This is a genomic window from Limnohabitans sp. Jir72 (genome assembly GCF_003063575.1).
Lineage (GTDB): Bacteria > Pseudomonadota > Gammaproteobacteria > Burkholderiales > Burkholderiaceae_C > Limnohabitans_A.
The window spans coordinates 194483-220795 of record NZ_NESC01000006.1 but is presented as its reverse complement, the minus strand read 5'-3'; the positions used below and the strand labels follow the sequence as shown (position 1 = coordinate 220795).

At 59.6% G+C, this 26313-nt stretch carries 27 protein-coding genes; 17 read left to right on the top strand and 10 right to left on the bottom strand.

Annotated elements, in window-relative coordinates; genetic code table 11:
• Positions 1-92: 92 nt before the first annotated feature.
• From B9Z52_RS10460 to hpaR, 3 genes are read right to left on the bottom strand one after another with little or no spacing between them, the layout of a single operon-like run.
• The gene (locus B9Z52_RS10460) at positions 93-857 is read right to left on the bottom strand and encodes a fumarylacetoacetate hydrolase family protein (RefSeq protein WP_108413780.1); all 765 of its coding nucleotides are present in this window, start codon (positions 855-857) and stop codon (positions 93-95) included.
• The gene (locus B9Z52_RS10455) at positions 854-1489 is read right to left on the bottom strand and encodes a fumarylacetoacetate hydrolase family protein (RefSeq protein ID WP_108413779.1); all 636 of its coding nucleotides are present in this window, start codon (positions 1487-1489) and stop codon (positions 854-856) included. The genes B9Z52_RS10460 and B9Z52_RS10455 overlap by 4 nt, the downstream gene beginning before the upstream one ends.
• Before the next feature lie 4 nt (positions 1490-1493).
• Positions 1494-1979 (bottom strand): homoprotocatechuate degradation operon regulator HpaR, encoded by a 486-nt coding sequence (gene hpaR / locus B9Z52_RS10450; protein ID WP_108413778.1) that lies wholly within the window; start codon positions 1977-1979, stop codon positions 1494-1496.
• 251 nt (positions 1980-2230) lie between these two features.
• On the opposite strand from hpaR, the gene B9Z52_RS10445 reads away from it, so the two are divergent.
• From B9Z52_RS10445 to B9Z52_RS10405, 9 genes are all read left to right on the top strand, one after another.
• Positions 2231-4903 (top strand): hybrid sensor histidine kinase/response regulator, encoded by a 2673-nt coding sequence (locus tag B9Z52_RS10445; protein WP_158270537.1) that lies wholly within the window; start codon positions 2231-2233, stop codon positions 4901-4903.
• A gap of 53 nt (positions 4904-4956) precedes the next feature.
• On the top strand, positions 4957-6003 hold the full coding sequence (locus B9Z52_RS10440) for a nitronate monooxygenase family protein (protein WP_108413776.1): 1047 nt from the start codon (positions 4957-4959) through the stop codon (positions 6001-6003).
• Between the two features lie 44 nt (positions 6004-6047).
• A complete protein-coding gene (gene radA, locus B9Z52_RS10435) occupies positions 6048-7433 on the top strand; it encodes a DNA repair protein RadA (RefSeq protein WP_108413861.1) in 1386 nt (461 codons plus the stop codon).
• Positions 7434-7464: 31 nt separating this feature from the next.
• Positions 7465-7854 carry a glycerate kinase gene (locus B9Z52_RS10430; RefSeq protein ID WP_199222078.1) on the top strand — a complete coding sequence of 130 codons (390 nt, stop codon included), beginning with the start codon at positions 7465-7467 and terminating at the stop codon, positions 7852-7854.
• A gap of 72 nt (positions 7855-7926) precedes the next feature.
• Positions 7927-8865, top strand: coding sequence for a branched-chain amino acid transaminase (locus tag B9Z52_RS10425; protein WP_108413774.1), 939 nt, complete (start codon positions 7927-7929; stop codon positions 8863-8865).
• A gap of 11 nt (positions 8866-8876) precedes the next feature.
• A complete protein-coding gene (locus B9Z52_RS10420; RefSeq protein WP_108413773.1) occupies positions 8877-9080 on the top strand; it encodes a zinc-finger domain-containing protein in 204 nt (67 codons plus the stop codon).
• Positions 9067-9930: a glycosyltransferase family 2 protein gene (locus tag B9Z52_RS10415; protein WP_233251920.1), complete on the top strand. Its 864-nt coding sequence runs from the start codon at positions 9067-9069 to the stop codon at positions 9928-9930. Before B9Z52_RS10420 ends, B9Z52_RS10415 begins: the two co-directional genes overlap by 14 nt.
• Positions 9927-10712 carry a glycosyltransferase family 2 protein gene (locus B9Z52_RS10410; protein WP_108413771.1) on the top strand — a complete coding sequence of 262 codons (786 nt, stop codon included), beginning with the start codon at positions 9927-9929 and terminating at the stop codon, positions 10710-10712. Before B9Z52_RS10415 ends, B9Z52_RS10410 begins: the two co-directional genes overlap by 4 nt.
• A gap of 271 nt (positions 10713-10983) precedes the next feature.
• The gene (locus B9Z52_RS10405) at positions 10984-11706 is read left to right on the top strand and encodes a glycosyltransferase (RefSeq protein ID WP_369907889.1); all 723 of its coding nucleotides are present in this window, start codon (positions 10984-10986) and stop codon (positions 11704-11706) included.
• 24 nt (positions 11707-11730) lie between these two features.
• On the opposite strand, the gene B9Z52_RS10400 is transcribed toward B9Z52_RS10405, so the two are convergent.
• The 3 genes from B9Z52_RS10400 to B9Z52_RS10390 form a co-directional block, all read right to left on the bottom strand.
• Entirely contained in the window at positions 11731-12942 is a 1212-nt protein-coding gene (locus tag B9Z52_RS10400) for a HAMP domain-containing sensor histidine kinase (RefSeq protein WP_108413769.1), read from the bottom strand.
• Positions 12943-12945: 3 nt separating this feature from the next.
• Positions 12946-13647 (bottom strand): response regulator, encoded by a 702-nt coding sequence (locus tag B9Z52_RS10395; protein ID WP_108413768.1) that lies wholly within the window; start codon positions 13645-13647, stop codon positions 12946-12948.
• Positions 13648-13716: 69 nt separating this feature from the next.
• Positions 13717-15045 carry an MFS transporter gene (locus tag B9Z52_RS10390; RefSeq protein ID WP_108413767.1) on the bottom strand — a complete coding sequence of 443 codons (1329 nt, stop codon included), beginning with the start codon at positions 15043-15045 and terminating at the stop codon, positions 13717-13719.
• Between the two features lie 54 nt (positions 15046-15099).
• On the opposite strand from B9Z52_RS10390, the gene B9Z52_RS10385 reads away from it, so the two are divergent.
• On the top strand, positions 15100-15963 hold the full coding sequence (locus B9Z52_RS10385; protein ID WP_108413766.1) for a M48 family metallopeptidase: 864 nt from the start codon (positions 15100-15102) through the stop codon (positions 15961-15963).
• Between the two features lie 42 nt (positions 15964-16005).
• Here the strand turns inward: B9Z52_RS10385 and B9Z52_RS18000 are convergent, their stop codons facing one another.
• Positions 16006-16176 (bottom strand): hypothetical protein, encoded by a 171-nt coding sequence (locus B9Z52_RS18000; RefSeq protein WP_199222077.1) that lies wholly within the window; start codon positions 16174-16176, stop codon positions 16006-16008.
• A gap of 167 nt (positions 16177-16343) precedes the next feature.
• Here B9Z52_RS18000 and B9Z52_RS10380 point away from each other — a divergent pair, with 167 nt between their 5' ends.
• From B9Z52_RS10380 to B9Z52_RS10355, 6 genes are all read left to right on the top strand, one after another.
• Entirely contained in the window at positions 16344-16727 is a 384-nt protein-coding gene (locus B9Z52_RS10380) for a DUF2237 family protein (protein ID WP_108413765.1), read from the top strand.
• A gap of 51 nt (positions 16728-16778) precedes the next feature.
• Positions 16779-17723: a LysR family transcriptional regulator gene (locus tag B9Z52_RS10375; RefSeq protein WP_108413764.1), complete on the top strand. Its 945-nt coding sequence runs from the start codon at positions 16779-16781 to the stop codon at positions 17721-17723.
• 133 nt (positions 17724-17856) lie between these two features.
• Entirely contained in the window at positions 17857-18885 is a 1029-nt protein-coding gene (locus B9Z52_RS10370) for a tripartite tricarboxylate transporter substrate binding protein (RefSeq protein WP_146182825.1), read from the top strand.
• A gap of 38 nt (positions 18886-18923) precedes the next feature.
• Positions 18924-20537 (top strand): arylsulfatase, encoded by a 1614-nt coding sequence (locus B9Z52_RS10365; RefSeq protein WP_108413762.1) that lies wholly within the window; start codon positions 18924-18926, stop codon positions 20535-20537.
• Positions 20538-20562: 25 nt separating this feature from the next.
• A complete protein-coding gene (locus B9Z52_RS10360) occupies positions 20563-21204 on the top strand; it encodes an MBL fold metallo-hydrolase (protein WP_108413761.1) in 642 nt (213 codons plus the stop codon).
• A 222-nt stretch (positions 21205-21426) separates the two neighbouring features.
• Positions 21427-22083, top strand: a complete 657-nt coding sequence (locus B9Z52_RS10355; protein ID WP_233251919.1) for a methyltransferase — start codon at positions 21427-21429, stop codon at positions 22081-22083.
• Positions 22084-22118: 35 nt separating this feature from the next.
• Here the strand turns inward: B9Z52_RS10355 and B9Z52_RS10350 are convergent, their stop codons facing one another.
• A complete protein-coding gene (locus B9Z52_RS10350; protein WP_108413860.1) occupies positions 22119-22910 on the bottom strand; it encodes an exodeoxyribonuclease III in 792 nt (263 codons plus the stop codon).
• A gap of 10 nt (positions 22911-22920) precedes the next feature.
• Between B9Z52_RS10350 and pyrE the strand changes: the two genes are divergently transcribed.
• Positions 22921-23625 carry an orotate phosphoribosyltransferase gene (pyrE, locus tag B9Z52_RS10345; RefSeq protein ID WP_108413759.1) on the top strand — a complete coding sequence of 235 codons (705 nt, stop codon included), beginning with the start codon at positions 22921-22923 and terminating at the stop codon, positions 23623-23625.
• Positions 23626-23644: 19 nt separating this feature from the next.
• On the opposite strand, the gene B9Z52_RS10340 is transcribed toward pyrE, so the two are convergent.
• Positions 23645-24784 carry a 3'-5' exonuclease gene (locus B9Z52_RS10340; protein WP_108413758.1) on the bottom strand — a complete coding sequence of 380 codons (1140 nt, stop codon included), beginning with the start codon at positions 24782-24784 and terminating at the stop codon, positions 23645-23647.
• 8 nt (positions 24785-24792) lie between these two features.
• Positions 24793-26298 (bottom strand): class I SAM-dependent DNA methyltransferase, encoded by a 1506-nt coding sequence (locus B9Z52_RS10335; protein WP_108413757.1) that lies wholly within the window; start codon positions 26296-26298, stop codon positions 24793-24795.
• Positions 26299-26313 lie beyond the last annotated feature (15 nt).

Genomic DNA, 26313 nt, shown 5'->3' with positions numbered 1-26313 from the left:
TTTTGTGGGAGCGACGCCCTCGTCGCGTTCGGTGAAGCACTCAGCTTGCAAAGGCCTCATCGCGACGAGGGCGTCGCTCCTACAGATTCAGGTCATGATGAAACGATGGTGTTGGTCAATGCACCGAGGCCTTCGATCTCGGTGACGATCACGTCGCCCGGCTGGCAGTCCACGATGCCGTCGGGCGTGCCGGTCAGGATCAGGTCGCCGGGGTTGAGCGTCATGAAGCTGCTGAAGTACTCGATCAGCGTGGGCACATCGAAAATCATGTCGGCGGTGCTGCCGCTTTGCGTGACTTTGCCGTTCACGGTGGTTTGCAGTTTCAGCGCCATCGGGTTGGGCACATCCGCTGCATCGACCAGCCAGGGGCCGATGGGTGTGCAGGTGTCGCGGTTTTTCACGCGCAGGTTGGGGCGGTACCAGTTCTCGAGGTAGTCGCGGATGGCGTAGTCGTTGGCCACGGTGTAGCCGGCGATGAAGTCGTAGGCATCGGCTTTCTTCACGCGGCGAGCGGTGCGGCCCACCACCACGGCCAGCTCACACTCGTAGTGCATGTACTTCACGTCGGCGGGTCGCTTCGTGAACGCCTTGTGGCCGATCAACGAGGCTTCGCCCTTCATGAAGGCGAGCGGCTCTTCGGGCGCTTTGAAGGCCAATTCCTTGGCGTGGTCGGCGTAGTTCAGGCCGAGCGCGATCACGGTGCGTGCTTGCGGCACGGGGGCCAGTGGCGGCAGCCAGACGACGTCTTCAAAGACTACACGCTGGCCTTTGTGCGGGCCTTGGGTGATGAGCAACTGGCCATCGGATTCAACGGCTTGCTGGATGGCGCCCGACCAAGCGATGCGTGCGTGTTTCATGCAGCACCTCCCACTTGTACCGTGACGGACGCAAAGCCTGGCGCAGAAATCTCCACCCGGTCTCCAGCCTTTGCACGCGGGCGTGTGCCATCGGCCAGGCAATCGGTGCCGACCATCAGCACATCACCCGGTTGCAGCGTCATGAATTCACCCACATCGTCCAACAATTGGGCGACAGGTCGCTTGAGATCGCCCAAGCGTGTGGTTTGCACCAAATCACCGTTACGGCGTGTTTCGATCGTCAGATTCGCCCAACTTGCTGCCGCAGCGCTGGGCAAGATTTGCGCAGGCAAACCCAGAAAACCATCTCGGCAACGGAACTTGACCGGCGGGCGGTAATAACTCGCATGCGGCACCGACCAATCGCACAGCAAAGCTGCGCCTGCCACCTGCGCGTCTTGGCCGATCACCAGGCCCAGCGTGGTGCCGATGTCGACCTCGGTCACGCCGTCCTGCAGCAGCAGGCCCTGACCTGCGGGGCTGAAGGTGTTGGCGGTTTTGACGTACAGCACAGGGGCTTGGGGTGGACCCTTGTGCGGGTCTTGTGTCATGCGCGGAGCCCACAGGTCCCATTCGCGTTGAAAGTTGAGCAAGGTGCCATACACCGTGCCCAGGGGTTGCCAATCGCTCATCTTTTCATTCCTCATGGCCTTGCGGCGGTTCAATCACGGGCAAACCTTCGCCTTCCAGCGCAATGACCTGGTCGAGCAAGCCATACAAGGCTTGCAGCGATGCTTTGCCCAATTGCGCCTCCATCCAGGCGTAGTGGGCCTCAATGGTTTGCGACAGGGCCTGGACTTTGGCCAAACCCTCGCTGGTCGCGCGCACCTCTGTGCGCCGGGCGTCTTGCGGACAACGACTGCGTTCAATCAGGCCATCACGCTCCATGCGGGTGAGCACCCCGGTCAAGCTGGGACCGAGCAAATAAGCCTCCCTGGCCACCCTTCCTGTTTCCACGCCGCCAGGGGCCTGAGCATGTTCGCCCAACACCCTCAACACCCGCCACTGCTGGTCCGACAAACCATGCGCGCGCAGACTCGGACGGGTGTGCGCCATCACCGCCTCCCTGGCTTGCAAGAGCAAGCCTGGCAGGTTTCGGTGGATGAAGTGGGCAGCGGTCATTTATTTAACATGTTAAATGATTGCCTGGGCACTCAAACCAGGATTTACCCTGATCTGGCATTTGAGCCGATGCTCAAACCATCCGTTTCACGCACATCATTGAGTTATTTGGTATTCAATATATTCATTGTGAGACTAAAATAAAAAGCCATCTCAGCGAGCCGTTAACCATTCGGCGGTGAATGTCCCCCCACCCTTTTGAGTCCAGGGAACTGACCCTCAGGGCTTGCCGCCAGACCGCAAAACCACCCATGAAAAATCTCAGCATCAAACTTCAACTCTCCCTGAGCGCCATCGCCATGGTGATCTTGCTGCTGTTGGCTCAACTGGGTTTGCAGTTTTATGTGCTGCGCGGTGACATTGTTCAAAGAATCGAAAAACACGAGTTCCGCCTGTTGAGCGATTTCGCCGAGTATCTGGACGAAAAGCTGGAAGACAACATCAGCATGTTGGCCAAAGTGGCGATGAGTATTCCGCCCACTGAAATGGGCCAACTGCCCATATTGGAGAAGTACCTACAAAGGGAGCAAGCGCTGCTGACTGCTTACGATGACCTGTACATCTTTGACGCCAAGGGGGTGCTGCTGGTGGACTGGCCCATCAAGTCCGGTCGAAGAACCCTTGACATGTCATCGCGCGACTACATCCAGGGGGTGATTGCAACAGGTCAGCCCGTGATCTCTAAGCCATTTTTGGGCCAAGCCACAAAACAACCCATCGTGGTCATCGCGGCGCCCATTTTTGACAAAAACAAACAACTGGTAGGCATCATGGGCGGTGTCCTCAACCTTTACAAGCCCAACATACTGGGCTCCATTGCGGCCCGCAAAAATGGCAAAACCGGTTACTACTACTTGGTCAGCAAAGATCGGGTGCGAATTGCCCATCCGGATGCCAGCCTCATCTTCAAAAAAGTACCCCAGGGCAGTAACAACATTCCTTTTGAAAACGCGATGAATGGTTTTGAAGGCACGCAAGAGGGCTACACCACGCGCGGACTCAAGGGTCTTTTCACCTTCAAGAAACTGAAAAAAACCGACTGGGTCATTGCCTCGGTCGTGCCTTCGTCAGAAGCCTTTGCACCACTCGAGGATTTGTTTCAAAAAATGATCTGGATCAGCGTGTTGCTGATGCTTTTCATGGTCCCACTGATGTGGGCTTTTGTCGCTCGTCTGGTCATGCCCTTGCGATTGCTGGCCGAGGCCATGCAGCAGACGGCGACCAAGATGCTGGACGGCAGACCCGTGGCTCCGATTGCAGCGCTGGGAGGGATCGAAATCAAAACCGTGGTGCACGCCTTCAATGAGTTCGTGCAAGCCCGCATGCGCGCCGAAAGCGACTTGTCCAAAGCGCGCGATGCTGCCCAAGCCGCCAATGCGTCGAAGAGTCACTTTCTGGCCAACATGAGCCATGAAATCCGTACGCCCATGAACGGCATCCTGGGCATGACCGAGTTGTGCCTTCAAACGCGCATGACAGCTGAACAACGCAGCTATCTGGACATGGTCGCCACATCGGCCAACTCTTTGCTGGCCGTGATCAACGACATTCTCGACTTCTCGAAAATTGAAGCCCGAAAACTCAGCCTTGATCCGCATCCGTTTTCGTTGCACAGCCTCATCCGCCAAGCCACACGCACTCTGTCTTTGCGAGCTTGCGAAAAAGAGCTGGAGTTGGTGTGTGACATCGGTTGCCAAGTGCCCAATCAGGTCATTGGTGATCCGCTACGACTGCAACAGGTGATCACCAACTTGCTGGGCAATGCCATCAAATTCACAGCCCAAGGCGAGATCGTGCTGAGCGTCAAAACCATGGTGTCGCCGCCAAGTCCACACGGAATTTGGCTGGAATTCAGCATCAAAGACACGGGCATTGGCATTTCAGAGGACAAGCAAGCCCTTATTTTTGACGTGTTCACCCAGGCCGACTCCAGCACCGTGCGTCGCTTTGGAGGATCCGGCCTAGGGTTGGCCATCAGTCGCAGCCTGGTCCAAATGATGGGTGGTGACATCCGAGTGACCAGTCAACTGGGTCAGGGCAGCACTTTCAGTTTTTGTGTGACATTGCAAAATGCTGTCAGCGTATCGCTCAATCAAAATGAAATGCCCACACAACTGGCTGGACAAACCATCTTGTTGGTGGACGACAACGCCAGCTGCCGCAAAGTGCTCAGCCAACAGCTGCAGGCTTTGGGTCTGCACGCGGTCTCGGCAGATGGTGCCGCCCAGGCACTCCACTCACCGATGTTGGGGCAAGTACGTTGCGCACTGATCGATGTGAGCATGCCCGACATCGACGGGTATGCCTTGGTCACTCAACTGCGACAAGTCCGCTCTGCGACACACATGCCCATCATCATGATGGGTGCCTTGAGCGAGCAAACCAGCCAAGAACAACTGGACCCTTTAGGCATTCAAGGATTTCTGGTCAAGCCCATTGACACCCATGAGCTGGTGTCGATGCTCAATCGCCTGGGCAACCCAATGGGCGATGGAGGCAAAGAACCCGGTGACGAACTGAGCGCACAAGTCAATCCTCAGCGGGTTTTACTGGTGGAAGACACCCCCATCAACCAAACGCTGGAAACCATTTTGCTGACCCGCATGGGTTACGAAGTCAGCATTGCCAACAACGGTATCGAAGCCATTGAAGCATTTTCGACAAGCAGCTTTGACCTGATCCTGATGGACATCCAGATGCCCGAGATGGGGGGGATTGAAGCGACAGAACTCATCCGGGCCATGGAACACAAACAGTACAAGCGACGTACCCCCATCATCGCTGTGACCGCCAACGCCCTCATCGGCGACCGCGAACGTTACTTGCAGTCAGGGATGGACGGTTATGTGTCCAAGCCCATTGCGCTGGAAGCGCTTCGCACGGAGATCAAACGCACGTTGGCACAAGTCCACGCAAGCGCCTAAGCAGCGGGCATGCCCACAAAGCATGCCTCCCGGCCACGGGTTACAGTTCGTGCATGAACCCATTTTTTGCCCACTTGGGCTTGACCGCGCCCATCATTCAAGCACCCATGGCCGGGGTACAAAACCACCGACTGGCCGCTGCCGTTTGCGCATCAGGCGCACTCGGCTCATTGCCTGCAGCCATGCTCAGTCCTGCGGCGCTGCAAGCTGAACTGCAAGCCCTTAAAGCAGCGACCACGGCAGCCTTCAACGTCAATTTTTTTTGTCACGCCACACCCGCTTCAGACCACACATGCGAAGCACGCTGGCAGCAAACTTTGGCACCTTATTACCGCGAACTGGGCCTGGCATCCGAATGCATCCCGTCCGGCTCAGGGCGCGTGCCCTTTAACCACGACAGCGCCGATGTGTTGGAACCATTTCGCCCTGCCGTGGTGAGCTTTCACTTCGGTTTGCCTGCGCCAGACTTGCTGGCTCGGGTCAAAAGCTGGGGCAGCTTGGTGCTGTCTTGCGCCACCACAGTGAACGAAGCACTTTGGTTGCAGGCACATGGCGTCGACGCCATCATTGCCCAAGGCCTGGAAGCCGGAGGCCACCGAGGCATGTTTTTGACGGAAGATCTGAGCACGCAAATGGGAATTTACGCACTGCTGCCCCGAACCGTGCAGGCCGTGACCGTGCCTGTCATCGCGGCCGGTGGCATGGCTCAGCCAGCGAACTTGCAAACAGTCAAAGCGCTGGGCGCGGCAGGCGTTCAGATCGGTACCGCCTATTTGTGCAGCGACGAAGCCACCACCAGCACCTTGCACCGCGCCGCGCTGCTGTCGCCTGCGGTGCAGCACACAGCCTTGACCAATGTGTTCACCGGCCGGCCTGCACGCGGCATCGTCAACCGCATCATGCGCGAGCTGGGTGCCATGAGTCCGCTGGCTCCAAGTTTCCCGCTGGCAACAGCCGCCATGGCCCCTTTGCGCGCAGCGGCCGAAGCCCAGGGCCGCAGCGACTTCTCACCCCTGTGGGCGGGCCAAAATGCGGCCCATGTCCAGGCACGACCTGCCAGTCAGATCACGCACGATTTCATCGCCGCTTGGCGGGAGTGATCAGGCACACTACAGCGCTCACCCGAACGCCCCAGACACTGCACATGGCCAAAGACAAATCGATATTCACCTGCACCGAATGCGGCGGCACCAGCGCCCGCTGGATGGGCAAATGCCCCAGCTGCAACGCCTGGAACACTTTGATTGAAGCCTCTGCCGAACCCGCGGCAGGCAAGAACCGCTTTGGCTCGGTGCATGCCTCCCTGGCCCCCACATCCGAAGTGTTGCCGCTGTCACAAATCGAGGCGGCAGACTTCGAGCGCCACCCCACTGGCATCGATGAGCTGGACCGCGTGCTGGGCGGCGGCATGGTCGAAGGCGGTGTGGTGCTGATCGGCGGCGATCCGGGCATTGGCAAATCCACCTTGCTGCTGCAGGCGGTGGATGCGCTGCAGCGCAGCGGCATGAACACGCTGTATGTGACGGGCGAAGAAAGCGGCGCGCAAGTGGCCATGCGATCGCGCCGCCTGGGCCTACCGGATTCATTGGTGCCGGTGTTGCCCGAGATTCAGCTTGAAAAAATCCTGCACACCTTGCAGTCGCGCAAGCCCAACATCGCCATCATCGACTCGATCCAAACGGTGTATTCGGACCAATTGACCTCGGCACCCGGCTCGGTGGCGCAGGTGCGCGAGTGCGCGGCGCACCTGACGCGCACGGCCAAATCGACCGGCACCACCATCGTGCTGGTGGGCCATGTGACCAAAGAAGGCGCCCTGGCAGGTCCGCGCGTGCTGGAGCACATGGTGGACACGGTGCTGTACTTTGAAGGCGACACACATTCGAACTTCCGCCTGATCCGCGCCATCAAAAACCGCTTTGGGGCTGTGAACGAGATTGGTGTTTTTGCCATGACCGAAAAAGGCCTCAAGGGCGTGAGCAACCCGAGCGCCATCTTTTTGAGCCAGCACACAGAGCCTGTGCCCGGCAGCTGCGTCATGGTCACGCTCGAAGGCTCACGGCCCTTGTTGGTGGAGATTCAGGCACTGGTGGACAGTGGCGGCCCCAGCCCTCGCCGCCTGTCGGTGGGTCTGGAACGCGATCGCCTGGCCATGTTGCTGGCCGTGCTGCACCGCCATGCGGGCGTGGCCTGCATGGACCAAGACGTGTTTGTCAACGCCGTGGGCGGCGTGCACATCCGCGAGCCCGCTGCCGACTTGGCCGTGATGCTGGCCATCACCAGCAGCCTGCGTGGCAAGCCGCTGCCCAAAGGCTTCATTGCTTTTGGCGAGGTGGGCTTGGCCGGTGAAGTGCGCCCGGCCCCGCGTGGCCAAGACCGCCTCAAAGAAGCCGCCAAGCTGGGCTTCAAAGTGGCCGTGGTGCCCAAAGCCAATGCCCCCAAGAAAAACGACAAGTCATTTGAGGGCCTGACAATCTACCCGGTGGACCGGATCGAAGAAGCGATGCAGGTGGTGCGAGGCTTGGACTGAGCCCCCTCTTGAGCAAGGCACAATCCCCACCATGAATTTCACCAAAGTCCTGGCTCCTGTGGCCATCATCGTTCTCACCGTGGGTGCCTGGCGCCAATTTGGCTGGGCGGGCATTGCCCTGGCGGGCGGCGGCATTGTCATGTGGATATTGCTGCACTTCACGCGCATGCTGACCATCCTCAAAAAAGCCTCCGACCGCCCGATGGGCCACGTGGCCAGCGCCGTCATGCTCCATGCCAAGTTGAAAAAGGGCGTCAGCCTGATGCATGTGATCGCCATGACACGTTCGCTGGGTAGGCTGCAAAGCCCCAAGGACCAGCAGCCCGAAGTCTTCACTTGGACCGATGCCGGTCAATCCTCGGTCACTTGCACCTTTGTCGGCGGCAAGCTGACGGAATGGGCACTGCAGCGCCCCGAGTGAACCCGGGCCATCCAGCCCGTAAAATGCTCCTTTTGCAGCCCGCAAAACCTCTCACTCTTTAAGGACACTTCGATGAGCGTTGTCATCCCTTCCATGTCTGACCGTGACGGCAAAATCTGGATGGACGGCCAGATGGTCGATTGGCGCGATGCCAAGATCCACGTGCTGAGCCACACCCTGCACTACGGCTGCGGCGCTTTTGAAGGCGTGCGCGCCTACAAAACAGAACAAGGCACCGCCATCTTCCGCCTGCAAGAGCACACCGACCGACTGTTCAACAGCGCCAAGATTTTGCGCATGAATATCCCCTTCACCAAAGAGCAAGTCAACCAAGCGCAACGCGATGTGGTCCGTGAAAACAAGTTGGAAAGCGGCTACATCCGCCCCCTGACCTGGATTGGCGATAAAAAGCTGGGCGTCAGCCCCAAAGGCAACACCATCCATTTGATGGTGGCTGCTTGGACTTGGGGCGCGTATCTGGGCGAAGAAGGCATGAAGCGCGGCATCCGCGTGAAAACTTCCAGCTACACCCGCCACCACGTCAACATCACCATGACGCAGGCCAAGGCAGTCAGCAACTACACCAACTCCATCCTGGCCAACATGGAAGTGACCGACGAAGGTTACGACGAAGCCTTGTTGCTCGACACCTCAGGCTTTGTCTCTGAAGGCGCTGGCGAAAACATTTTTGTGGTCAAAGACGGCGTGATCTACACCCCCGATTTGTCGGCCGGCGCCTTGAACGGCATCACCCGCAACACGGTGTTCCACATCGCCAAGGACCTGGGCCTGGAGATCGTGCAAAAGCGCATCACCCGTGACGAAATTTACATTGCCGACGAAGCCTTCTTCACTGGCACCGCCGCTGAAGTCACCCCCATTCGCGAACTCGACCGCATCGAACTGGGCACGGGCAGCCGCGGCCCGATCACCGAAAAGATCCAAAGCGCGTTCTTTGACATCGTCAATGGTCGCAATCCCAAGTACGCCCACTGGCTGACTTTGGTTTAAGGACAACACCCATGAGCAACCCCATTGAACTTCTGGCATCGGATCTGAACCCCCAAGGCGGCGTGTTCTGCCCCAGCCCCAAAGCCGACATGAAACTGTGGAACAGCCACCCCAAGGTCTACCTGGATGTGGCCAAAACCGGCCAAGCCAAGTGCCCTTATTGCGGGACGGAGTACAAACTCAAGGCCGGCGAGCACTTTGGTGGCGGACACTGATCACCTGAATCAGGTCACGGTCATCACCGTGACCTACAACAGCGCCCACTGCCTTGCCGCTCTGGGAGCTGCGCTGATCGACTTCCCCAACGTCGTCATCGTTGACAACGGCAGCGACGATGGTTGCGCTGCACTCACCCCCAGCCACTTGCCCCAGGCCCAAGTGCTGGCCCTGTCGAAAAACCTGGGCTTTGGTGCCGCCAACAACCGTGCCCTGGCACAAGTGCAAACCCCGTTTGCACTGCTGCTCAATCCCGACTGCGAAATCACACCCCAGGCTGTGCAGCAGATGCTGCTGACTGCCAAGCAGTGGCCGGACATTGCCATGGTCGCGCCACAACTGCTGCAGCCGAACGGGCAAGCCGAGGTGAATTACCGCTGGCCTCACTTGTTATGGCGCAGCCGTGGCCCGGCCATCACCGAAGGGCCTGCCTGTGTCGGCTTTGTGTGCGGTGCCGCCATGCTGCTGCGAATGAGCGCCTTTGAGGGCCAATTCTTTGACGAGCAGTTTTTCCTGTACTACGAAGACGACGACCTTTGTACCCGATTGTTCAATCGGCACCAGGCCATGGTCATCGACCCCAGTGCAACTGCCACGCACCGGTCACGCGGCAGCGTGCGAGGAAAGAGCCCTCTGCGCAGCGAATACCTGCGTGGCTATCACCACGCACAATCCAAACTGATTTACGCCCGCAAATACCAAAGCGCTCCGCAAGCCAACACGCAACGCCACAAGTTGCTGTGGCAAACCGCATTGGTACTGCCACTGCGTCTGCTGGCCTATAACCCTCGCCTGCTCGCCCGCATGTGGGGTCGCTTCAAAGGCGTATTGAACTGGAAAGCTTCATGACAGCCCAACAACCCACCCTGTGCATCGCCATCCTCACCATGAATGAGGCACATCGCATTGCGCAATGCATTGAAAGTGCCCAGTTTGCCGACCAGATTGTGGTGGTCGACAGTGGCAGCAAGGACGATACCGTTGCCATTGCCCAATCCTTGGGCGCACAGGTGCATAGCCATGCGGACTGGCAAGGTTTTGCCGAACAACGCAACCGCCTGATGAAGTACTGCTCATCCGACTACATCTTCTTTCTGGATGCGGACGAGGTCATCACACCTGAATTGCAAATGGAGATTCAAACGGCGGTGTCCAGCGGACGCAACGCTGTGTGGAAAATCTTGTGGAACCAGGTCGCTTACGGCAAACCCCTGACCTTGATGAAGTCCACTGGAGGCATCCAGCGGCTCTTCAAATCCAGTAACTTGTTGCGCTTTGAAGGCGTCGTCCACGAACAAGCCATCTTGGTAGAACCGGCCACACCGGTTATCACCTGCAAGGGGCAATTGCTGCATTATTCTCGCGAGACGGTGTATGCCAGTTTGCAGAAATTGGCCCAATATGCCCAACTTGGCGCGGCCAAACGCGCCAAAGCAGGCAAACGTGGCGGTGTCTTGCGTGGCTTTGCATCCGCGTTTGCAAGCTTCATGCAGCTTTACTTTTTCAGGCGCGGCTTTCTGTGCGGTGGCGAAGGATTTCTGTTTTGTTTTTTCATCGCACTGGAATGTTTTTTCCGTTATGCCATGCTGCGGTATGACAAGGCCACACTCGAAAACGTGGTGACACGTTAAAACAATGCACATCCTGTTCGTCAATCGGGCGATGATCCCCGTTTTTGCCTATGGTGGAACTGAGCGGGTGATCTGGGATCTGGGCCAAGCCCTTGTCAAAATGGGGCACCGGGTGACTTATCTGGTTCCGTCTGGGTCTCACTGTCCGTTTGGGCAAATCATAGAAATTCAGGCCCACCTGGACTGGCAAAGTCAAATTCCCGATGACGTGGATTTGGTGCATTTTCAATTCAATCCCGGCATTGATCTCACATTAGATCGCCCCTGGCTGATGACCCAACACGGCAACTCGCAAGTCGGTGAACTGCTGCCAATGAACACGGTGTTTGTCTCGCGCAACCATGCCCAAAGACACAAGGCGCAATGCCATGTCCACAACGGTTTGGACTGGTCTGCTTATGGGCCGGCAGAACTGAACAAAACCGATGACTATTTCCATTTTCTGGGCAAGGCTGCCTGGCGTGTGAAAAACGTTCAGGGCGCCATCGACACCTGTTTGCAAGCGCAAGCCAAATTGGTGGTGATGGGTGGCGATCGTCTGAACATCAAACGGGGTTTTCGATTCACCTGGTCCCGAAAAATACAGTTCATGGGCATGGTCGGTGGCGAAACCAAGTTCGCTGTCATGCGCAGATCCAGAGGTTTGGTTTTCCCCGTTCGCTGGCACGAGCCCTTTGGCTTGGCTGCCATCGAAAGCCTGTACTTCGGATGCCCGGTGTTCGCCACACCCTATGGCGCACTGCCCGAACTAATCCCCGCAGAATGCGGCGTGCTTTCAAACAAACAATCAGAACTGGCGTATGCCATCCGTCATTCATCGTTTGACCGCGAAACATGTCACCTTCATGCCGTCCAGCATTTCAATGCCGACAAAATGGCCGATGGGTATTTCAAGGTTTATGAACGGCTTGGTCGAGGTGAAGTTTTGAACACAGAGCAGCCTTGCATGTCAGAGCCCGCATCGCCATTGCCCTGGCTCAACAACGACCATTGAGCCCCCCATCCATGTGATGGGAATTCAAGTATCCAGTCGAACTTCAAAACAAGCGCCACAGCCGGCATGCCCGGTGCAGCGCACCAAACCCTGATGCCGCTCCACAATGGATTTGACCAGCGACAGCCCCAGACCCACGCCACCGACACGCTCACTGGCACCAGGCAAACGGAAAAAGGGTTCAAAGATCCGTTCGCGGTATTCGGGAGGCACACCGGGGCCGTTGTCGCACACGGTCAGCAGCACCTGGTGATGTTCTGATTGCAAAGACAAAACGATACCTTCGCCATCTGCCGCGGCTGAGCCATACCGGCGAGCATTCTCCAGCAGGTTGCGCACCATGCGTCGCAGCAGTTTGGCCACGCCCTGCACCTCTAAGGTATGCATACCCCCAGGCACATCCAGTACAGCGCCCATCCGGGCGCATTCTTCGGCGCACAGGCCCACTAACTCCACCGCTTCGATGGTGCCCATGTCGGCCTCTTTGGAGTCCAGTCGGCTGGCCAGCAAAATCTCGTCAATCAGCTGGTCCAGCTCAGCCATGTTGCGCAATATTTCTTCATGGGTGCGCTGGCGCATGTCGGCATTGGTCACATCCATCAACTCCAGCCCCATCCGGATGCGGGCTATCGGTGAGCGCAACTCGTGCGAGGCGTTGGCCAGCAAAGATTTTTGCGAAGCCATCAGCCCTTCGATGCGCTCGGCCGCCTGGTTGAAACGGGTCGACAAATCGGCCACTTCATCGGTCCCTTGAACCGGCACGCGGGCCGACAAGTCGCCCTCGCCCCAGCGCTGCACGCCGCGTTGCAAACCCTCCAGGCGCTGCGTCAGACGCCGTACCACCGGGTACAAGCCCAGTGCCACAGCCAGCCCAATCAGGCCCAGCATCCAGAAAAAACCATACGGTGGTGTGGCCCACCAAGGTGGCTCACGGTGCAGGCGCGGTGGGGGACGCCCATCCTCCCACTTGCGTTGGATTTGCAACTGCATCTCCCGGCCATCGGGCATGATGAATTCAAAGTGCAAAGGCATGCCCGTTCGATGTCGCGGTGCAGACGTGCCGAGCACCTCACCTCCAGGCGTCATGATCACCCAGTCAAGCGGCATCGGCGGCGGTGTGTTGTGCTCCATGCTGGCGCGCCAGAACCAACCCACCACCAGCATCAACAAGGCCACACCCGCCACCACGGCCAGCCAGATGCGCAGGTACAAATGCCGGGACAGCCCTTTGAACATCGCTCAGTCCTGTTGGCGCGCAAACACGTAGCCGACGCCACGCACCGTCAAAATGCGCTGCGGCGCTTTCAGATCGGCCTCGATGGCGGCACGAATGCGCCCCATGTGTACATCGATCGAGCGGTCAAACGCTTCCAGTTCGCGCCCACGCACCGCTTCCATGATCTGGTCACGTGTCAGCACGCGGCCTGCGCGTTCGGCCAGCGCCACCAGCAAATCAAATTGATACGAGGTCAAATCACACGCTTGCCCTTTGACAGACACCCGCCGGGCGTCGCGGTCGATCTCCAAAGAGCCAAACTGCATCGTCTGCGCAATGACCGCGGCATCCGTGCCTTTGCGCCGCAAGATGGCCTTGATGCGGGCCAGCAACTCGCGCGGCTCAAAGGGTTTGGGCAAGTAATCGTCAGCTCCCATCTCCAGGCCAATGATGCGGTCCATCGGGTCGCCTTTGGCCGTGAGCATGAGCACCGGTACTTGACCGAGCGCGCCAGGCAAGGCGCGAATGCGCTGGCACACCTGCAAACCGTCCATGTCTGGCAGCATCAGGTCCAGGATCACCAGGTCGACACCCGCCGTTTGCAAACGTGCCAAACCGGTTTGCGCGTCGGGTGCGTGGCTCACCACAAAACCCGAAGCACCCAGGTAGTCCGACACCATGCCCGCCAGGCGGACATCGTCTTCAATCATCAACAAATGGCTCATGTCTGGATCATCCTCTGCTGAGCAGGCGCATGGGTATCCGCGCGGTAAAGTTCGGTAAACCCAGCCAACTCAAGCCGCTGGCCGCACCCTTGAAGCCAACGCCACCAACAGCAGCACCGGCAAACCAAGCCAAGCCGTTGCCTGAAAGAAATACGCGTAGCCGTAAGCGTTCACAAACTCCCCCGAAAAACCCGCGATGAACTTGGGCAACAACAGCATCATCGAGCTGAGCAGCGCGTACTGCGTGGCCGAATAACTGATGTTGGTCAGCGACGACAAATAAGCGATGAACGCCGCAGACGCAATGCCACTGGCCAGGTTGTCGGCCGAGACCACCCAGATGAGCGCGGTCACATCGTGGCCCACACCGCTGAGCCAGGCGAACAACAAATTGCTCGCCGCGCTCAAGATGGCGCCCAGCATCAAGATGCGCATCACGCCCCAGCGGGCCGACAACACGCCGCCAATGAACGCCCCCACCAAAGTCATCACCACGCCATAGACCTTGGTCACCGCCGCCACTTCGTCTTTGGTGAAGCCCATGTCCACGTAAAACGGATTGGCCATGATGCCCATGACCACATCGCTGATGCGGTAGACCGCGATCAAGGCCAGCACCAGCACCGCCTGCCAGCGGTAGCGACGCCAAAAATCGGCAAACGGATCGACCAGCGCACCTTGCACCCACTCGGCCACATTGCGGGCGGGCTTCATCGGGGCAGGCACAGGCTCGGGCGAGCCCAAGACCATCAACATGCCTGGCAACAAGCTGACCGCCATCACCAAATAAGCGGTTTGCCAGGCGGCCTGTGCATACCCCATGGTCTCTGCGCCCTGCGCACGTGCGGCAATCCACAGCACCCCTGCACCTGCCCAGATCATGGCCAGACGGTAACCTGTTTGGTACGTGGCGGCCAGTGCCGCTTGGGCATTCACCTCGGCCGACTCGATGCGGTAAGCGTCCAACGCAATGTCTTGCGTGGCCGATGCAACGGCAACGGCCAACGCACAAGCCACCAAGGGTCCCAACAGCTGCGTAGGATCGTTCAAGGCCATGCCCACCAAGCCCGTCATGATGAAAGCCTGCGACAGCAGCAGCCAACTGCGCCGGCGCCCCAAGCGTGCCGTCAGCCACGGGATCGGCAAACGGTCCACCAAGGGGGCCCACATCCACTTGACGCCGTAAGCCAAACCCACCCAGCTCAAATAGCCAATCGTGCTGCGGTCAATGCCCGCCTCGCGCAGGCGAAAGCTCAAGGTACCCAACACCAGCAACAGCGGCAAACCCGCCGAAAACCCCAGCAACAGCATGCGCAAACTGGCCGGTTGCAGATACAAACGCAGCGACTCGCGCCACGTGCGCGCAGACGCTTCAGAAGAAAGGGTGGTTTCAGTCATCGCTCAATTATCAGGGCATGCCAATTGACAGCTTCTTGGTTATGATCCGCCTCCATGTGCTGGCTCTGTGACCTCAAAACCCCGTCCTCCCCTTCGGCAACGTCTGGCGATCACCGCTGGAACGCACGCAGGGGTTTCCTGTTGGCGGCAGGCGCTACGGCAGCAGGCTCCGCATTGGCACAAGTGGACGTCGGCTCGGCCTCCAGCGTGCGCAACCTGGTGCCCGCTGAAACACTGGAAAACTCGGCCCGCCAGCAATACAGCCAGGTTTTGGCCGATGCACGCGCCAAAGGCGCATTGGCCCCTGACGGTCACCCGCAACTGCAACGCCTGCACGCCATCGCCAAACGCCTGATTCCCCACACCGCACAGTGGAACCCCCGTGCCCGCGAATGGAAGTGGCAAGTCAACCTGATCGGCAGCAAACAGCTCAATGCCTGGTGCATGCCCGGCGGCAAGATCGCGTTTTACACCGGCATCCTGGACCAGCTGCAGCTGAACGACGACGAAGCCGCCATGATCATGGGCCACGAAATGGCCCACGCCCTGCGTGAACACGCCCGCGAACGCTTGGCCAAAAGCAAAGTCACCGGCATGGGCCTGTCGATTGCATCGCAGCTGCTGGGCTTGGGCGCGCTGGGCGATGCGGCGGCCAATATGGGCACCCAGCTGCTGACCCTCAAATACAGCCGCGACGATGAAACCGAAGCCGATCTGGTGGGCCTGGAAATCGCCGTTCGTGCTGGCTACCGCCCCGATGCCAGCGTTGCCCTGTGGAAGAAAATGCAAGCCGCGTCTGGCGGCAACAACAACGCCTCTTTCTTGTCCACCCACCCCAGCGGGGCCAACCGCATTCAAGAGCTGGAAGCCAACCTGCCCAAAGTGCAGCACCTGTACGAGCAGGCCGTTCAGCGCTGATCTTCGACTGGACGCCTGCAGCACAAGACTGCGCCGGCAAATTCAGTCCTGCACGTCGGATGATCCCGATTGGCCAGAGGGGGCGCTGTTCGGTTCAGCTCCCTCTTTGGGGAAACACATTTTCTCGCCATCCCAGCGCTGACCGCACCAGCAATAGCCGTCCTCATTGATGATGCATGTGCCCGTGCCACAGCACCGTTCGTCTTGGGTCATGTACCGCTCCTGTTGTATTCGCCGTGAGCGCGGCCAAAAGTTGGCAGCGCAAAGTCATCCAACGTCCTGTCAGGGTTTATCGACGCGCCATGCCTTGGACGCCGCCGTCAGATACCATCATTGTCTCAGCTCCATTTTGTGTTGGAGCGCCGCCCTAGAAAAGCCACATGCTCCACAACGCCTTGAACGTCCTGGGGACCGCACTGGTTCCGTGCTCTTATGACCCCTTGACCGGGTATTTCCGAGACGGTTGCTGCCATACCGACGAACACGACCAAGGCAGTCATGTTGTGTGCGCCAAAGTTACCCCAGAATTTCTGGATTTTTCGCTGAGTCGTGGCAATGACCTGATCACGCCCCGACGTGAATTCAGGTTCGCCGGTTTGAAAGCAGGCGATCGGTGGTGCCTGTGTGCATTGCGCTGGAAAGAAGCCTTCGATGCCGGCGTTGCACCGCCTGTCGTTCTGGCGTCAACCCATGCCCGCGCACTGGATTTCTTGACCTTGGCCCAATTGCAGTCGTGTGCCCACGACGCTGCCGACAGGTCATGACACCTCAGCAGCGCCCAACGTCACTTGCCGCTTCACCCAACGCTCACTGAGATGACTTCGCCGCTCTCCATCGATCAATGGCAATTGTTTCTTCAGATAGCGGAGTGTGGCAGTTTGACGGACACCGCTGCCGCACGCGATGTCGCCCAATCGGCGATCAGCCGCCAGCTTGCGGCGATTGAAAGCGTTTGTGGTGGCAAGCTCTTCGAGCGAACCGCACGCGGGGTGCGTCTGAACGAGATCGGTCAGCGTCTTTATCCGCGCGTCAAAGCATGGGTTCAGGCAGGACAACTGCTGGCCGAGGACGCGACCGGCATGCTTCGGGAACCGACGGGACTCGTTCGCATCGGGATCATCGACTCTTTGGCCGACGCTCTGTGTGGGCCGATTTATGAGGAATTGGAACGTTTGTTCCCCAAGGTCAGGCTGCACTTGGTCAGTGGCATGAGCGGGCGTGTATCCACACGCCTCGACCGTGGCGAGCTGGACATCGCTCTTTTTTCCGAGAACACACGAGGCCGCAGTGGGCGGGGTGACGGTATCGCGAAAATGCCGCATGTCCTGATCAGCGCACCCGGGGACCCATTGACCGCGTCCGAGACGATCCCTTTCGACCTTTTGCACGACATCCCCTTGGCCGTTCCAGGCCGCCCGTATGCCTTTCATGATGTCCTGGAGCATTGGGCCAGTCGCCGGGGCATTCGTCTGAACATCAAGCTGGAATGCGACAGCTTGAATCTCCAGAAAAAGCTCGTTACAGCAGGTGGTGTTTATGCCATCGTCGGCCTGAGTGCCGTGCGCACAGAAGTTGCCCGGGGCGAACTGCAGGCCGCACGCATTGTCCAGCCGAGCCTGGACCGCCACATCGTGCTGCGGCTTTCGTCGCACACGGCCCCGACGCAAGCATGCCAAGCGGTTTACGCCGTGGTGCGCCGTCATGCCAAGCAGGCCTTGCCCACGCTGGCCCATTGGATGCCCGAGGTCAACCGGCCTTAACTCAGGTATATCTTCAAAAGCATGGGTCTCCTGCTTGTCGGGGTGATACCTCAGGAAAAATCTCGACATAAGATCATTGTGTGGCTTGAAGGGCAAGCCCTGTTTCGGCACACCCATCACGGAGACACACCCCATGAAATTTTTCAATGGCCGATCGCTGCGTTTGGTTGAGGGCTTCACAGAACTTGCCTTCAAGCGCCGCACTTTGCTTGGTGCGGCATCTGCAGGCGTGGCCGCAGCGATTTTGCCCACCGCCGTACGCGCCCAGCCCAGCTATCCGAGCAAAGCCCTCACACTGATCGTGCCGAACCCACCCGGTGGCAACACGGACATTCTGGCCCGCATTTTCTCCGTGCCGCTGGCCAAGGCACTCGGCCAGCCTGTGGTCGTGGAAAACCGCGCAGGTGCCGGTGGCGTGATCGGGATGACAGCTGCTGCCCGCGCACTCGCCGATGGTCACACCCTGGGGCTGGGCAATCTCAGCGACCTGGTCGTCAGCCGATACGCCCAGCCCAATGTGCCTTACGACCCGGCCAAAGACTTTGTCGCCGTCTCAACCCTGGCCAAAGTCTCGATCGTCGTGACCGCCTTGCCTGATTTTCCGGCCAAGTCGTTCCAAGAATTTTTGGCACTGGCCAAGGCCAACCCGGGCAAATACAAATGCGGCACCGCAGGCAACGGCACCATGGGTCACCTGTGCCTCGAAGCCCTGCAGGCGGCGGCAGGTCTGGACATCGTCCACGTCCCTTACCGCGGTGGTGCGCCTGCGCTCAATGACTTGCTCGGTGGGCACATCGACTTGTTGATCGACGGCAGTGCCCTCTCGCAGGTCAAGGCAGGCAAGCTCAAAGCACTGGCTGTGACCGCCGAACGCATTGCGGTGCTGCCGAACGTGCCAAGCATCGCGGAGTCGGGCGTGCCGGCGTTCTCGTTTGGCAACTATTGGGGCCTGCTGATGCCGACCGGCTCGCCTGCAGGTGCCGTGACTCGGATCAACGCCGAAATCAAGCGGCTGCTGGAGCAAGCTGACATTCGCCAGCAACTGGAGAACGCCGGATTCACCCCGTTCGCATCAACGCCTGTGGAGTATGCCCAGGCGCTGCAAAAGTCCTATGACCAGATCGGTCAATTGGTCAAGAAAGCCAAGATCACTTTCGACTGATCCCGGACACCCAGCGGTGCCCATTGAATGCAAGACCCATGGCAAACCAACCCAACGTACTCCTGATCCTGGCCGATGACATGGGATTCTCCGACATCGGCTGTTACGGCAGCGAGATTGAAACCCCGCACATCGACCGACTGGCAGCCGGTGGTGTGCGCTTCTCCCAGTTCTACAACACGGCCCGCTGCAGCCCTTCAAGGGCTTCGGTCTTGACGGGCCTTCATCCACACCAAACGGGCATCGGCATCCTCACCAAGGACGATCGTCCGCATGGCTACCCGGGCTCCCTCCATGACGACTGCGTCACCGTGGCCGAAATCCTGTCTGCAGCGGGCTATGCGACCTCCCTCGTGGGCAAGTGGCATCTGGCCTCGAACATCCGGCAGGTCAATGGCGCATGGCCCACACGGCGCGGATTCGATCACTTTTACGGAACGCTTGCGGGTTCGTGCTCCTACTTCCAGCCCGCATCGCTGACCCGCGGTGAACGCAACGCAGAAGCCGAAGCCACGGAGCAAGCGGACTACTACTACACCGACGCGATCTCGCAAGAAGCCTGCACCTTTGTGCGTGAACAGTCACAGCTCAAGCAACCGTTCTTCATGTATGTCGCCTACACCGCGCCGCACTGGCCGCTTCAAGCGCATGAAAAGGACATCGCCAAATACCGTGGCCGTTACGACGAAGGCTGGGATGTGCTGCGTGAACGGCGGATGCAGAAACTGCGTGAATCCGGGCTGCTCGCGGATGCCGTGCAGGCCTGTGAGCGCGACACCGAGGAACCCGCTTGGGAGCAGGCGGAAAACAAAGCTTGGGAAGCCCGCCGCATGGAAGTCTATGCAGCCCAGGTGCACCGAATGGATCAGGGCATCGGCGACATCCTCGCCACCCTTGAAGAGACCGGTCAACTGGAGAACACCCTGGTGTTCTTCATGTCGGACAACGGCGCTTGTGCTGAAGTGCTTCCGCTGGACAGCAGCGCGCAAGCGTTCAAAAACCGCAGGCCGGATTTGGATCGCCTCAAGCCACGAAATGGTCGCGAGCTGCAAGTGGGCAACGAACCCGCCATCGTGCCAGGGCCGGAAGACACCTACGCCAGCTATGGTCGTGCCTGGGCCAACCTGTCCAACACGCCTTTTCGGCTGTACAAGCGCTGGACGCATGAGGGCGGCATCTCCACCCCCTTGATCGTGCATTGGCCTGCGGGGGGGCTGGACACGGGTGCCATTGTCAGGTCACCGTCACAGCTGACCGACGTGTTGCCGACGATCTTGGAGGCAACGCAAGTCCCTTACCCAGAAAGCTTCCAAGACCGACCTGTTCCGAGGTGCGAAGGCTGCAGCCTTCTGCCTGTTTTGCGCGGCGACCCCGCAACTGACCATGCCCTGCATTGGGAGCACACCGGGAACGCGGCCATCCGCCTGGGTCGCTGGAAACTCGTGCGCGAGTACCCCAAGCCCTGGGAGCTTTATGACATGGACACCGATCGGGCCGAAACAACGGATCTGGCTGCACAGCACCCCAACATCGTTCACGCATTGGTGGCCGATTGGCAAGCCTGGGCGAACCGCGTGGGGGTGGTGCCATGGGATGCCGTGCTGGCAGGGTATCGCGCCGAGGGCAAGAACGAGGCCGAGGCTGCGGGTTGATGGTCAACGCCCTGATAATTCAGGGATGCTGAAATACCAAACCATCCCCGTCACGCCCTTCCAGCAAAACTGCTCTCTGGTCTGGGACGACCAGACGCGCCAAGCGGCGGTCATTGATCCGGGGGGCGATCTGCCTGTGCTGCTGGGTGCGGTCAAGCAGCTGGGCCTCCAACTCGAACAAATCTGGATCACCCATGGTCATGTGGACCATGCCGCAGGCACAGCCGATCTGGCCGAGCAATTGCAGTTGCCCATCATCGGCCCGCATCCGGCTGACCAGTTCTGGATCGACGGCCTCACGCAGGCTGCGTCCATGTACGGCTTTCCACCCGCACGCGCTTTCAAGCCCACCCGCTGGCTTGCTGACGGGGACACGGTGACACTGGGCAGCCACACCCTGCAAGTGCGCCACTGCCCTGGCCACACGCCTGGCCATGTGGTGTTTTACTCACCCGACATCCAGCGCGCCTTTGTGGGCGATGTGCTGTTTGCTGGCAGCATCGGCCGCACGGACTTCCCGCAAGGCAACCACGAAGACCTGATCAACAGCATCAAAGAGCGCCTGTGGCCCATGGGTAACAACACGGTGTTCATTCCGGGGCACGGTCCTGAGAGCACGTTTGGCCGCGAGCGCCAGTCCAACCCTTATGTGCGCGATCGGGCTTGAGCTTCTGGCGCAGTACCGTCCGCGATTCAAGTGCTTGGGTCAGCAACCGATCGCGCAGCGGTTGCGGCTCCTGTAAAGCCAGCGCACGGGTTGTGACATCTGCAGTACAGTCAGCTGTCCAGTGCCCGCTGACCTGATGTACCCGCACTGGCCTCGATTGCCCATCTGCTCACAAGACCCACCGGCTACCTGACCAAACAGGAAAGCATTTCTGTTTTGGGCGTGAATGACCTGATCATTCGCTCCCTGCTCGACAAAAACCAATTCCATGACCCGCTCGAAGAAGCCCTCAATTTGGGCATTTCATCGGCCACTTGGCCTTTGTTTGGCTTGCTCTGGCCCTCGGGTTCGCGCATGGCGGAACGCATGGCACTGCGCCCTGTGACGGGTGAGCGCATTCTGGAAATTGGCTGCGGTCTGGGCTTGTCCAGCTTGGTGGCGCAACGGCGCGGTGCCAACGTCACGGCCAGCGATTGCCATCCGCTGACGCATGCGTTTCTGGACAACAACACCCGCCTGAACAAGCTTCGCCCGATCGAATACCGGCACGGCTTGTGGGGCACCGCAGCCGTTCGCGACGATGGCATGCCTGTACTCACACAGCCGCACGATGCGCCTCTGCTGGGCTTGTTTGATTTGATCGTGGGCAGCGACGTCTTGTACGAACGCGATGAGGCTGGCACCTTAGCGCAGTTCATTGATGCACATGCCGCAGCCAGCTCGGAAATTTGGGTGGTCGACCCCAACCGCGGCAACCGGGCGGCTTTCCACAAGCACATGGCGCGGGTGGGCTTTGCGATGCATGAGCGCGTGCTGGACCAGGCCGCCCAGGGCAAAGAGCCTGCCTATAAAGGCCGAATGCTCACCTACACACGTTGAGTCTGCCGGGTGACCTGCAGCGCACGGGCTGCGGCTCACAAGCTCAAGTCATACTCGATCGTGATCGGCGCATGGTCTGAAAACTTCTCGCCTTTGTAGATGGATTCGGCCCGGGCCGCATGGGCCACGGTCGGCGTGGCCAAGTGGTAGTCCAAACGCCAGCCCACGTTCTTGGCATACGCCTGACCCCGGTTGCTCCACCAGGTGTAGCAATCGTCGGTGGTCTCAGGCTTGAGGTGCCGGTACACGTCCACCACGCCACCTTCGGTGGTCAGCTTGGTCATCCAGTTGCGCTCTTCGGGCAAGAAACCGCTGTTCTTGAGGTTGCCCTTCCAGTTCTTCAAGTCGGCCTGCTGGTGCGCAATGTTCACATCGCTGCACACCACAAAATCGCGCTCAGCTTTGAGGGCCATCAGGTGCGGGTACATCTTGTCCAAAAAGCGGAACTTGGCTTCTTGCCGCTCGGGGCCCGACGAGCCGCTCGGGAAATACACGCTGATGATCGACAGCTTGCGGGCGGGCGTGTCAAAACGCACCTCGGCATAGCGCCCCTCGGCATCGAACTCGTCGCCGTCAAAGCCGATGACCACATCGCTGGGCTCGTGGCGGGTGTACACACCCACACCCGAGTAGCCCTTCTTCTGGGCAAAGTGAAAATGGCCCTTCAGCCCGGCCAACTCTTCGAACTTGCCCGCCACATCGGGGGCCTGGGCTTTGACCTCTTGCACGCAAATACAATCGGGGTTCTCTTGCGCCAGCCAAGCTTCGACCCCTTTGGTCGTGGCCGAACGGATGCCGTTGAGGTTGAGGCTGGTGAGTTTGAACAAGGATTTCCCCATGGTGACAGAACAGGCAAGCAGCGCCAACATGCAGGCGCTCGCTCAAGAATTTGTGCAGTTTGCAATCGAATCGGGCGTGCTGCGCTTCGGTGAATTCAAAACCAAAGCGGGCCGCATGAGCCCTTACTTTTTCAACGCCGGTCTGTTTGACGATGGCGCCAAGCTCAGCCGACTGGCGCAATTTTATGCAAAAGCCCTGCTGGCCAGCGGCATCGAGTTCGACATGATCTTTGGCCCCGCCTACAAAGGCATCCCGCTGGGTGCGGCCGTGGCCATCGAGCTGGCCCGTTTGGGCAAAAACGTGCCCTTTGCCTACAACCGCAAAGAAGCCAAAGACCACGGCGAAGGCGGCTCCTTGGTTGGCGCCCCACTCAAAGGCCGCGTGCTGATCGTGGACGACGTCATGAGCGCGGGCACCGCCGCGCGCGAATCGATTGCTTTGATCAAAGCCGCTGGCGCCACCCCGCATGCCATGGCCATTGCTTTGGACCGTCAGGAAATGGCCACCGAAAAACAAGCCGACGGCTCGGTGCAAGACGTGCCCCACAGCGCCGTGCAATACGTGCGCAACACCTTGGGCATGGGCGTGTGCTGCATCGCGCAGCTGTCGGACTTGTTGGCCTACCTCTCCGCGCAAGACGGCAACGAGATGGGCCAGCACCTGCCCAAAGTGCAGGCCTACCGCGACCGTTACGGGGTTTGATCGGAAACTCAGTCGGCAGTCAAAGGCTTCGGTCTGACACCTGGCCCGCACGGCTGGAGAACTGCACCAGGCTGTCCATGGCTTCAAGTTGTACGCGGGCGCTGCGCTGACCATAGACCTCGGAACGCAGCCAAGCGCATTCGGCGTCGAGCAAGTCGTCAGACGACAAGCTGCACCACCAGACGCGGCCTTCGCCGTCCCAGCGGTAGCCGCGCGACTTGAGCTTGTCTTTGGCTTCAAACGGGGCGCCGGTGGCCCGCAATTTGTAGCGGGTCTGCCCTGCCCCGTTCAACAGGCGCGACAAGCCGGTCTGGCCGTCCGCCAAAGGTGAAGACAAGACCTGCAAGAGCGCATGGCAGTCCACCTGGGCGCGGTGCGCATCGTAGAACCAGCCGCGCTCGGAGGCCAAAAACTCCAGCTTGGCCGAGCCGCTGCCTTCTTTTTTCCAATCGATGCCGGCAAACGAGCAATTCCAGGCCTTGCGTGCAAAGACGGGCCAGCGGCTTTCTACAAAGGGGCGGTCAAAACCGGCGTTGTGCGCGACGATCAAGTCGGCTTGCTCGACCAGCGCGGTCACAGCCGCGTCATCGATGCGCTGGCCTTGGACCATGCTGTCGTCGATGCCGGTGATCTCGGTGATCTGCGGCGGGATGGGTTTGCCGGGGTCTTCAAACGACTCGTAGAGGGTGACCGGACCCACGGGCTGGCCGGTGGCGGTGTCCACCAGCACAGACAACATGGCCAGCTCGATGACCTTTTCGTTGCGCGCATCGAGGCCCGTGGTTTCGGTGTCGAGCACGATCACGCGCCGCGTGCTTTGGCCGCTGACCGGGCCGTAGTCGGTGCGCGGCCGCAGGCGGCGCAGCACGCGAAAGTCAGGGTGCTGCGCCAGGGCCTGCGCCATGGCCTCATGCTCATCAGCGGGCGCAGCACTGGCATCCAGGGGCTCGGACAAGGTGGTCGCTGGTGCCTGCGACAAAGTCGGGGTTTGTTCTGCGGACATGGCGGGCGGTGCCGACTCCGCGAGGACCAAGTCAGGCAACTTGACCGCTGGTGCCGCAGGCTTTCCGGCTTTGGCTTTGGCAGGCTTGGCGGCTGCGGGCTTGACTGCAGGCTCAGCTTCAAAGCCGAAAAAACTCATCTGATCGGTTTTGTTCATGGCCACAATTAAACCGCCTCTTCGGGCACTTCTGCCCCCAAATCACCCGCAATCAGCTTGAATTGCTCCAACGCGGCCTGCAGGTCCTCCACAATTTCTTGGGCAATCACTGCAGGGGCAGGAAGATTGTCGCTGTCAGCCAGGCTTTCGTCTTTGAGCCAGAAGATGTCCAGGCTGGTCTTGTCGCGGGCGATCAGCTCGTCGTAGCTGTAAGCACGCCAGCGGCCATCGGGGTTCTCAGCGGTCCAGGTATCAGTACGCTCGTGGCGCTTGCCCACCTTGTACAGCTGCACAAACTCGTCCAAATCCGCCCGGCGCATCGGGTTGGTTTTGAGCGTGAAATGCTTGTTGGTGCGCAGGTCGTAAATCCACAGCTTTTGCGTCCAAGGTTTTTCAGAAGCGGGCTTCTTGTCAAAAAACAGCACGTTCGCCTTCACGCCCTGCGCATAAAACAGGCCCGTGGGCAAGCGCAGCAGCGTGTGCAAGTCGCATTCGTGCAGCAGCTTTTTGCGAATAGTCTCGCCCGCGCCGCCTTCAAACAGCACGTTGTCAGGCAACACCACCGCCGCCCGGCCATGGATGGCCAGCAGGGTTTTGATGTGCTGCACAAAGTTCAGCTGCTTGTTGCTGGTGGTGGCCCAAAAGTCGTCGCGCTCGATCGTGTCTTTTTCGGTGCTGGTGCGGCCGTCTTCGCCCACGATCACGGTACTGCTCTTCTTGCCAAACGGCGGGTTGGCCAGCACCACCTCAAAGCGCTCACCGGGGTCAGCGCCCAGCGCATCGCCCACGCGCACGGGCACCGACTTTTCAGAGCCAATGCCGTGCAGCAGCAAGTTCATGGCGCACACGCGGGCGGTGGCCTGCACCAGCTCAAAGCCCACAAAAGCGCTTTCTTTCAGGTGCTTTTTCTCATCTTTGGTCAGGTTGGGGTGGTGGTCCACCACATGCTGGTGGGCGCTGAACAAAAAGCCGCCCGTGCCGCAGGCCGGGTCGCACACGCGCTCAGCGGGCTTGGGGTCGATGCACTCGACCATGGCCGCGATCAGCGCACGCGGCGTGAAGTATTGCCCCGCCCCACTCTTGGTGTCTTGCGCGTTCTTCTCCAGCAAGCCCTCGTAGGCGTCGCCCTTCACATCCGCGCCCAGCACCGTCCAGGTCTCGGCGTCGATCAAATCCACAATCACGCGGCGCAGCTTGGCCGGGTCTTGAAACTTGTTTTGCGCCTTGGCAAAGATCAGGCCCAGCGTGCCCTTTTCTTGGCCCAGCTTTTCCAGCGCGTGGCGGTAGTGGTCAAACAGGTCATCGCCATCGCGCCCCAACAGCGTGGGCCAGGCATAGGCGGCGGGCACGATGCTGGTCTGGTTGTAAGGCGGCTGGCTGCGCTCGTCGGCCATCTTGAGGAACAGCAAATACGTCAGCTGCTCCACATAGTCGCCGTAGCTCATGCCGTCGTCGCGCAGCACGCTGCAATAGTTCCAGAGCTTTTGGACGAGGGTGTGGGTGGTGGTGTTCATTCGGGGGAAATCAAA

What these genes read in the sequence shown, in the direction of transcription:
- B9Z52_RS10460 (WP_108413780.1), bottom strand. Translation starts at nt 857, where the DNA reads ATGAAACACGCACGCATCGCTTGGTCGGGCGCCATCCAGCAAGCCGTT.
- B9Z52_RS10395 (WP_108413768.1), bottom strand. Translation starts at nt 13,647, where the DNA reads ATGAGCCATTTGTTGATGATTGAAGACGATGTCCGCCTGGCGGGCATG.
- B9Z52_RS10445 (WP_158270537.1), top strand. Translation starts at nt 2,231, where the DNA reads ATGAAAAATCTCAGCATCAAACTTCAACTCTCCCTGAGCGCCATCGCC.
- B9Z52_RS18000 (WP_199222077.1), bottom strand. Translation starts at nt 16,176, where the DNA reads ATGACCCAAGACGAACGGTGCTGTGGCACGGGCACATGCATCATCAAT.
- hpaR (WP_108413778.1), bottom strand. Translation starts at nt 1,979, where the DNA reads ATGACCGCTGCCCACTTCATCCACCGAAACCTGCCAGGCTTGCTCTTG.
- B9Z52_RS10455 (WP_108413779.1), bottom strand. Translation starts at nt 1,489, where the DNA reads ATGAGCGATTGGCAACCCCTGGGCACGGTGTATGGCACCTTGCTCAAC.
- pyrE (WP_108413759.1), top strand. Translation starts at nt 22,921, where the DNA reads ATGGTGACAGAACAGGCAAGCAGCGCCAACATGCAGGCGCTCGCTCAA.
- B9Z52_RS10365 (WP_108413762.1), top strand. Translation starts at nt 18,924, where the DNA reads ATGGCAAACCAACCCAACGTACTCCTGATCCTGGCCGATGACATGGGA.
- B9Z52_RS10425 (WP_108413774.1), top strand. Translation starts at nt 7,927, where the DNA reads ATGAGCGTTGTCATCCCTTCCATGTCTGACCGTGACGGCAAAATCTGG.
- B9Z52_RS10375 (WP_108413764.1), top strand. Translation starts at nt 16,779, where the DNA reads ATGACTTCGCCGCTCTCCATCGATCAATGGCAATTGTTTCTTCAGATA.
- B9Z52_RS10335 (WP_108413757.1), bottom strand. Translation starts at nt 26,298, where the DNA reads ATGAACACCACCACCCACACCCTCGTCCAAAAGCTCTGGAACTATTGC.
- B9Z52_RS10370 (WP_146182825.1), top strand. Translation starts at nt 17,857, where the DNA reads ATGAAATTTTTCAATGGCCGATCGCTGCGTTTGGTTGAGGGCTTCACA.
- B9Z52_RS10430 (WP_199222078.1), top strand. Translation starts at nt 7,465, where the DNA reads ATGAATTTCACCAAAGTCCTGGCTCCTGTGGCCATCATCGTTCTCACC.
- B9Z52_RS10390 (WP_108413767.1), bottom strand. Translation starts at nt 15,045, where the DNA reads ATGACTGAAACCACCCTTTCTTCTGAAGCGTCTGCGCGCACGTGGCGC.
- B9Z52_RS10420 (WP_108413773.1), top strand. Translation starts at nt 8,877, where the DNA reads ATGAGCAACCCCATTGAACTTCTGGCATCGGATCTGAACCCCCAAGGC.
- B9Z52_RS10340 (WP_108413758.1), bottom strand. Translation starts at nt 24,784, where the DNA reads ATGAACAAAACCGATCAGATGAGTTTTTTCGGCTTTGAAGCTGAGCCT.
- radA (WP_108413861.1), top strand. Translation starts at nt 6,048, where the DNA reads ATGGCCAAAGACAAATCGATATTCACCTGCACCGAATGCGGCGGCACC.
- B9Z52_RS10380 (WP_108413765.1), top strand. Translation starts at nt 16,344, where the DNA reads ATGCTCCACAACGCCTTGAACGTCCTGGGGACCGCACTGGTTCCGTGC.
- B9Z52_RS10400 (WP_108413769.1), bottom strand. Translation starts at nt 12,942, where the DNA reads ATGTTCAAAGGGCTGTCCCGGCATTTGTACCTGCGCATCTGGCTGGCC.
- B9Z52_RS10440 (WP_108413776.1), top strand. Translation starts at nt 4,957, where the DNA reads ATGAACCCATTTTTTGCCCACTTGGGCTTGACCGCGCCCATCATTCAA.
- B9Z52_RS10410 (WP_108413771.1), top strand. Translation starts at nt 9,927, where the DNA reads ATGACAGCCCAACAACCCACCCTGTGCATCGCCATCCTCACCATGAAT.
- B9Z52_RS10360 (WP_108413761.1), top strand. Translation starts at nt 20,563, where the DNA reads ATGCTGAAATACCAAACCATCCCCGTCACGCCCTTCCAGCAAAACTGC.
- B9Z52_RS10385 (WP_108413766.1), top strand. Translation starts at nt 15,100, where the DNA reads ATGTGCTGGCTCTGTGACCTCAAAACCCCGTCCTCCCCTTCGGCAACG.
- B9Z52_RS10405 (WP_369907889.1), top strand. Translation starts at nt 10,984, where the DNA reads ATGACCCAACACGGCAACTCGCAAGTCGGTGAACTGCTGCCAATGAAC.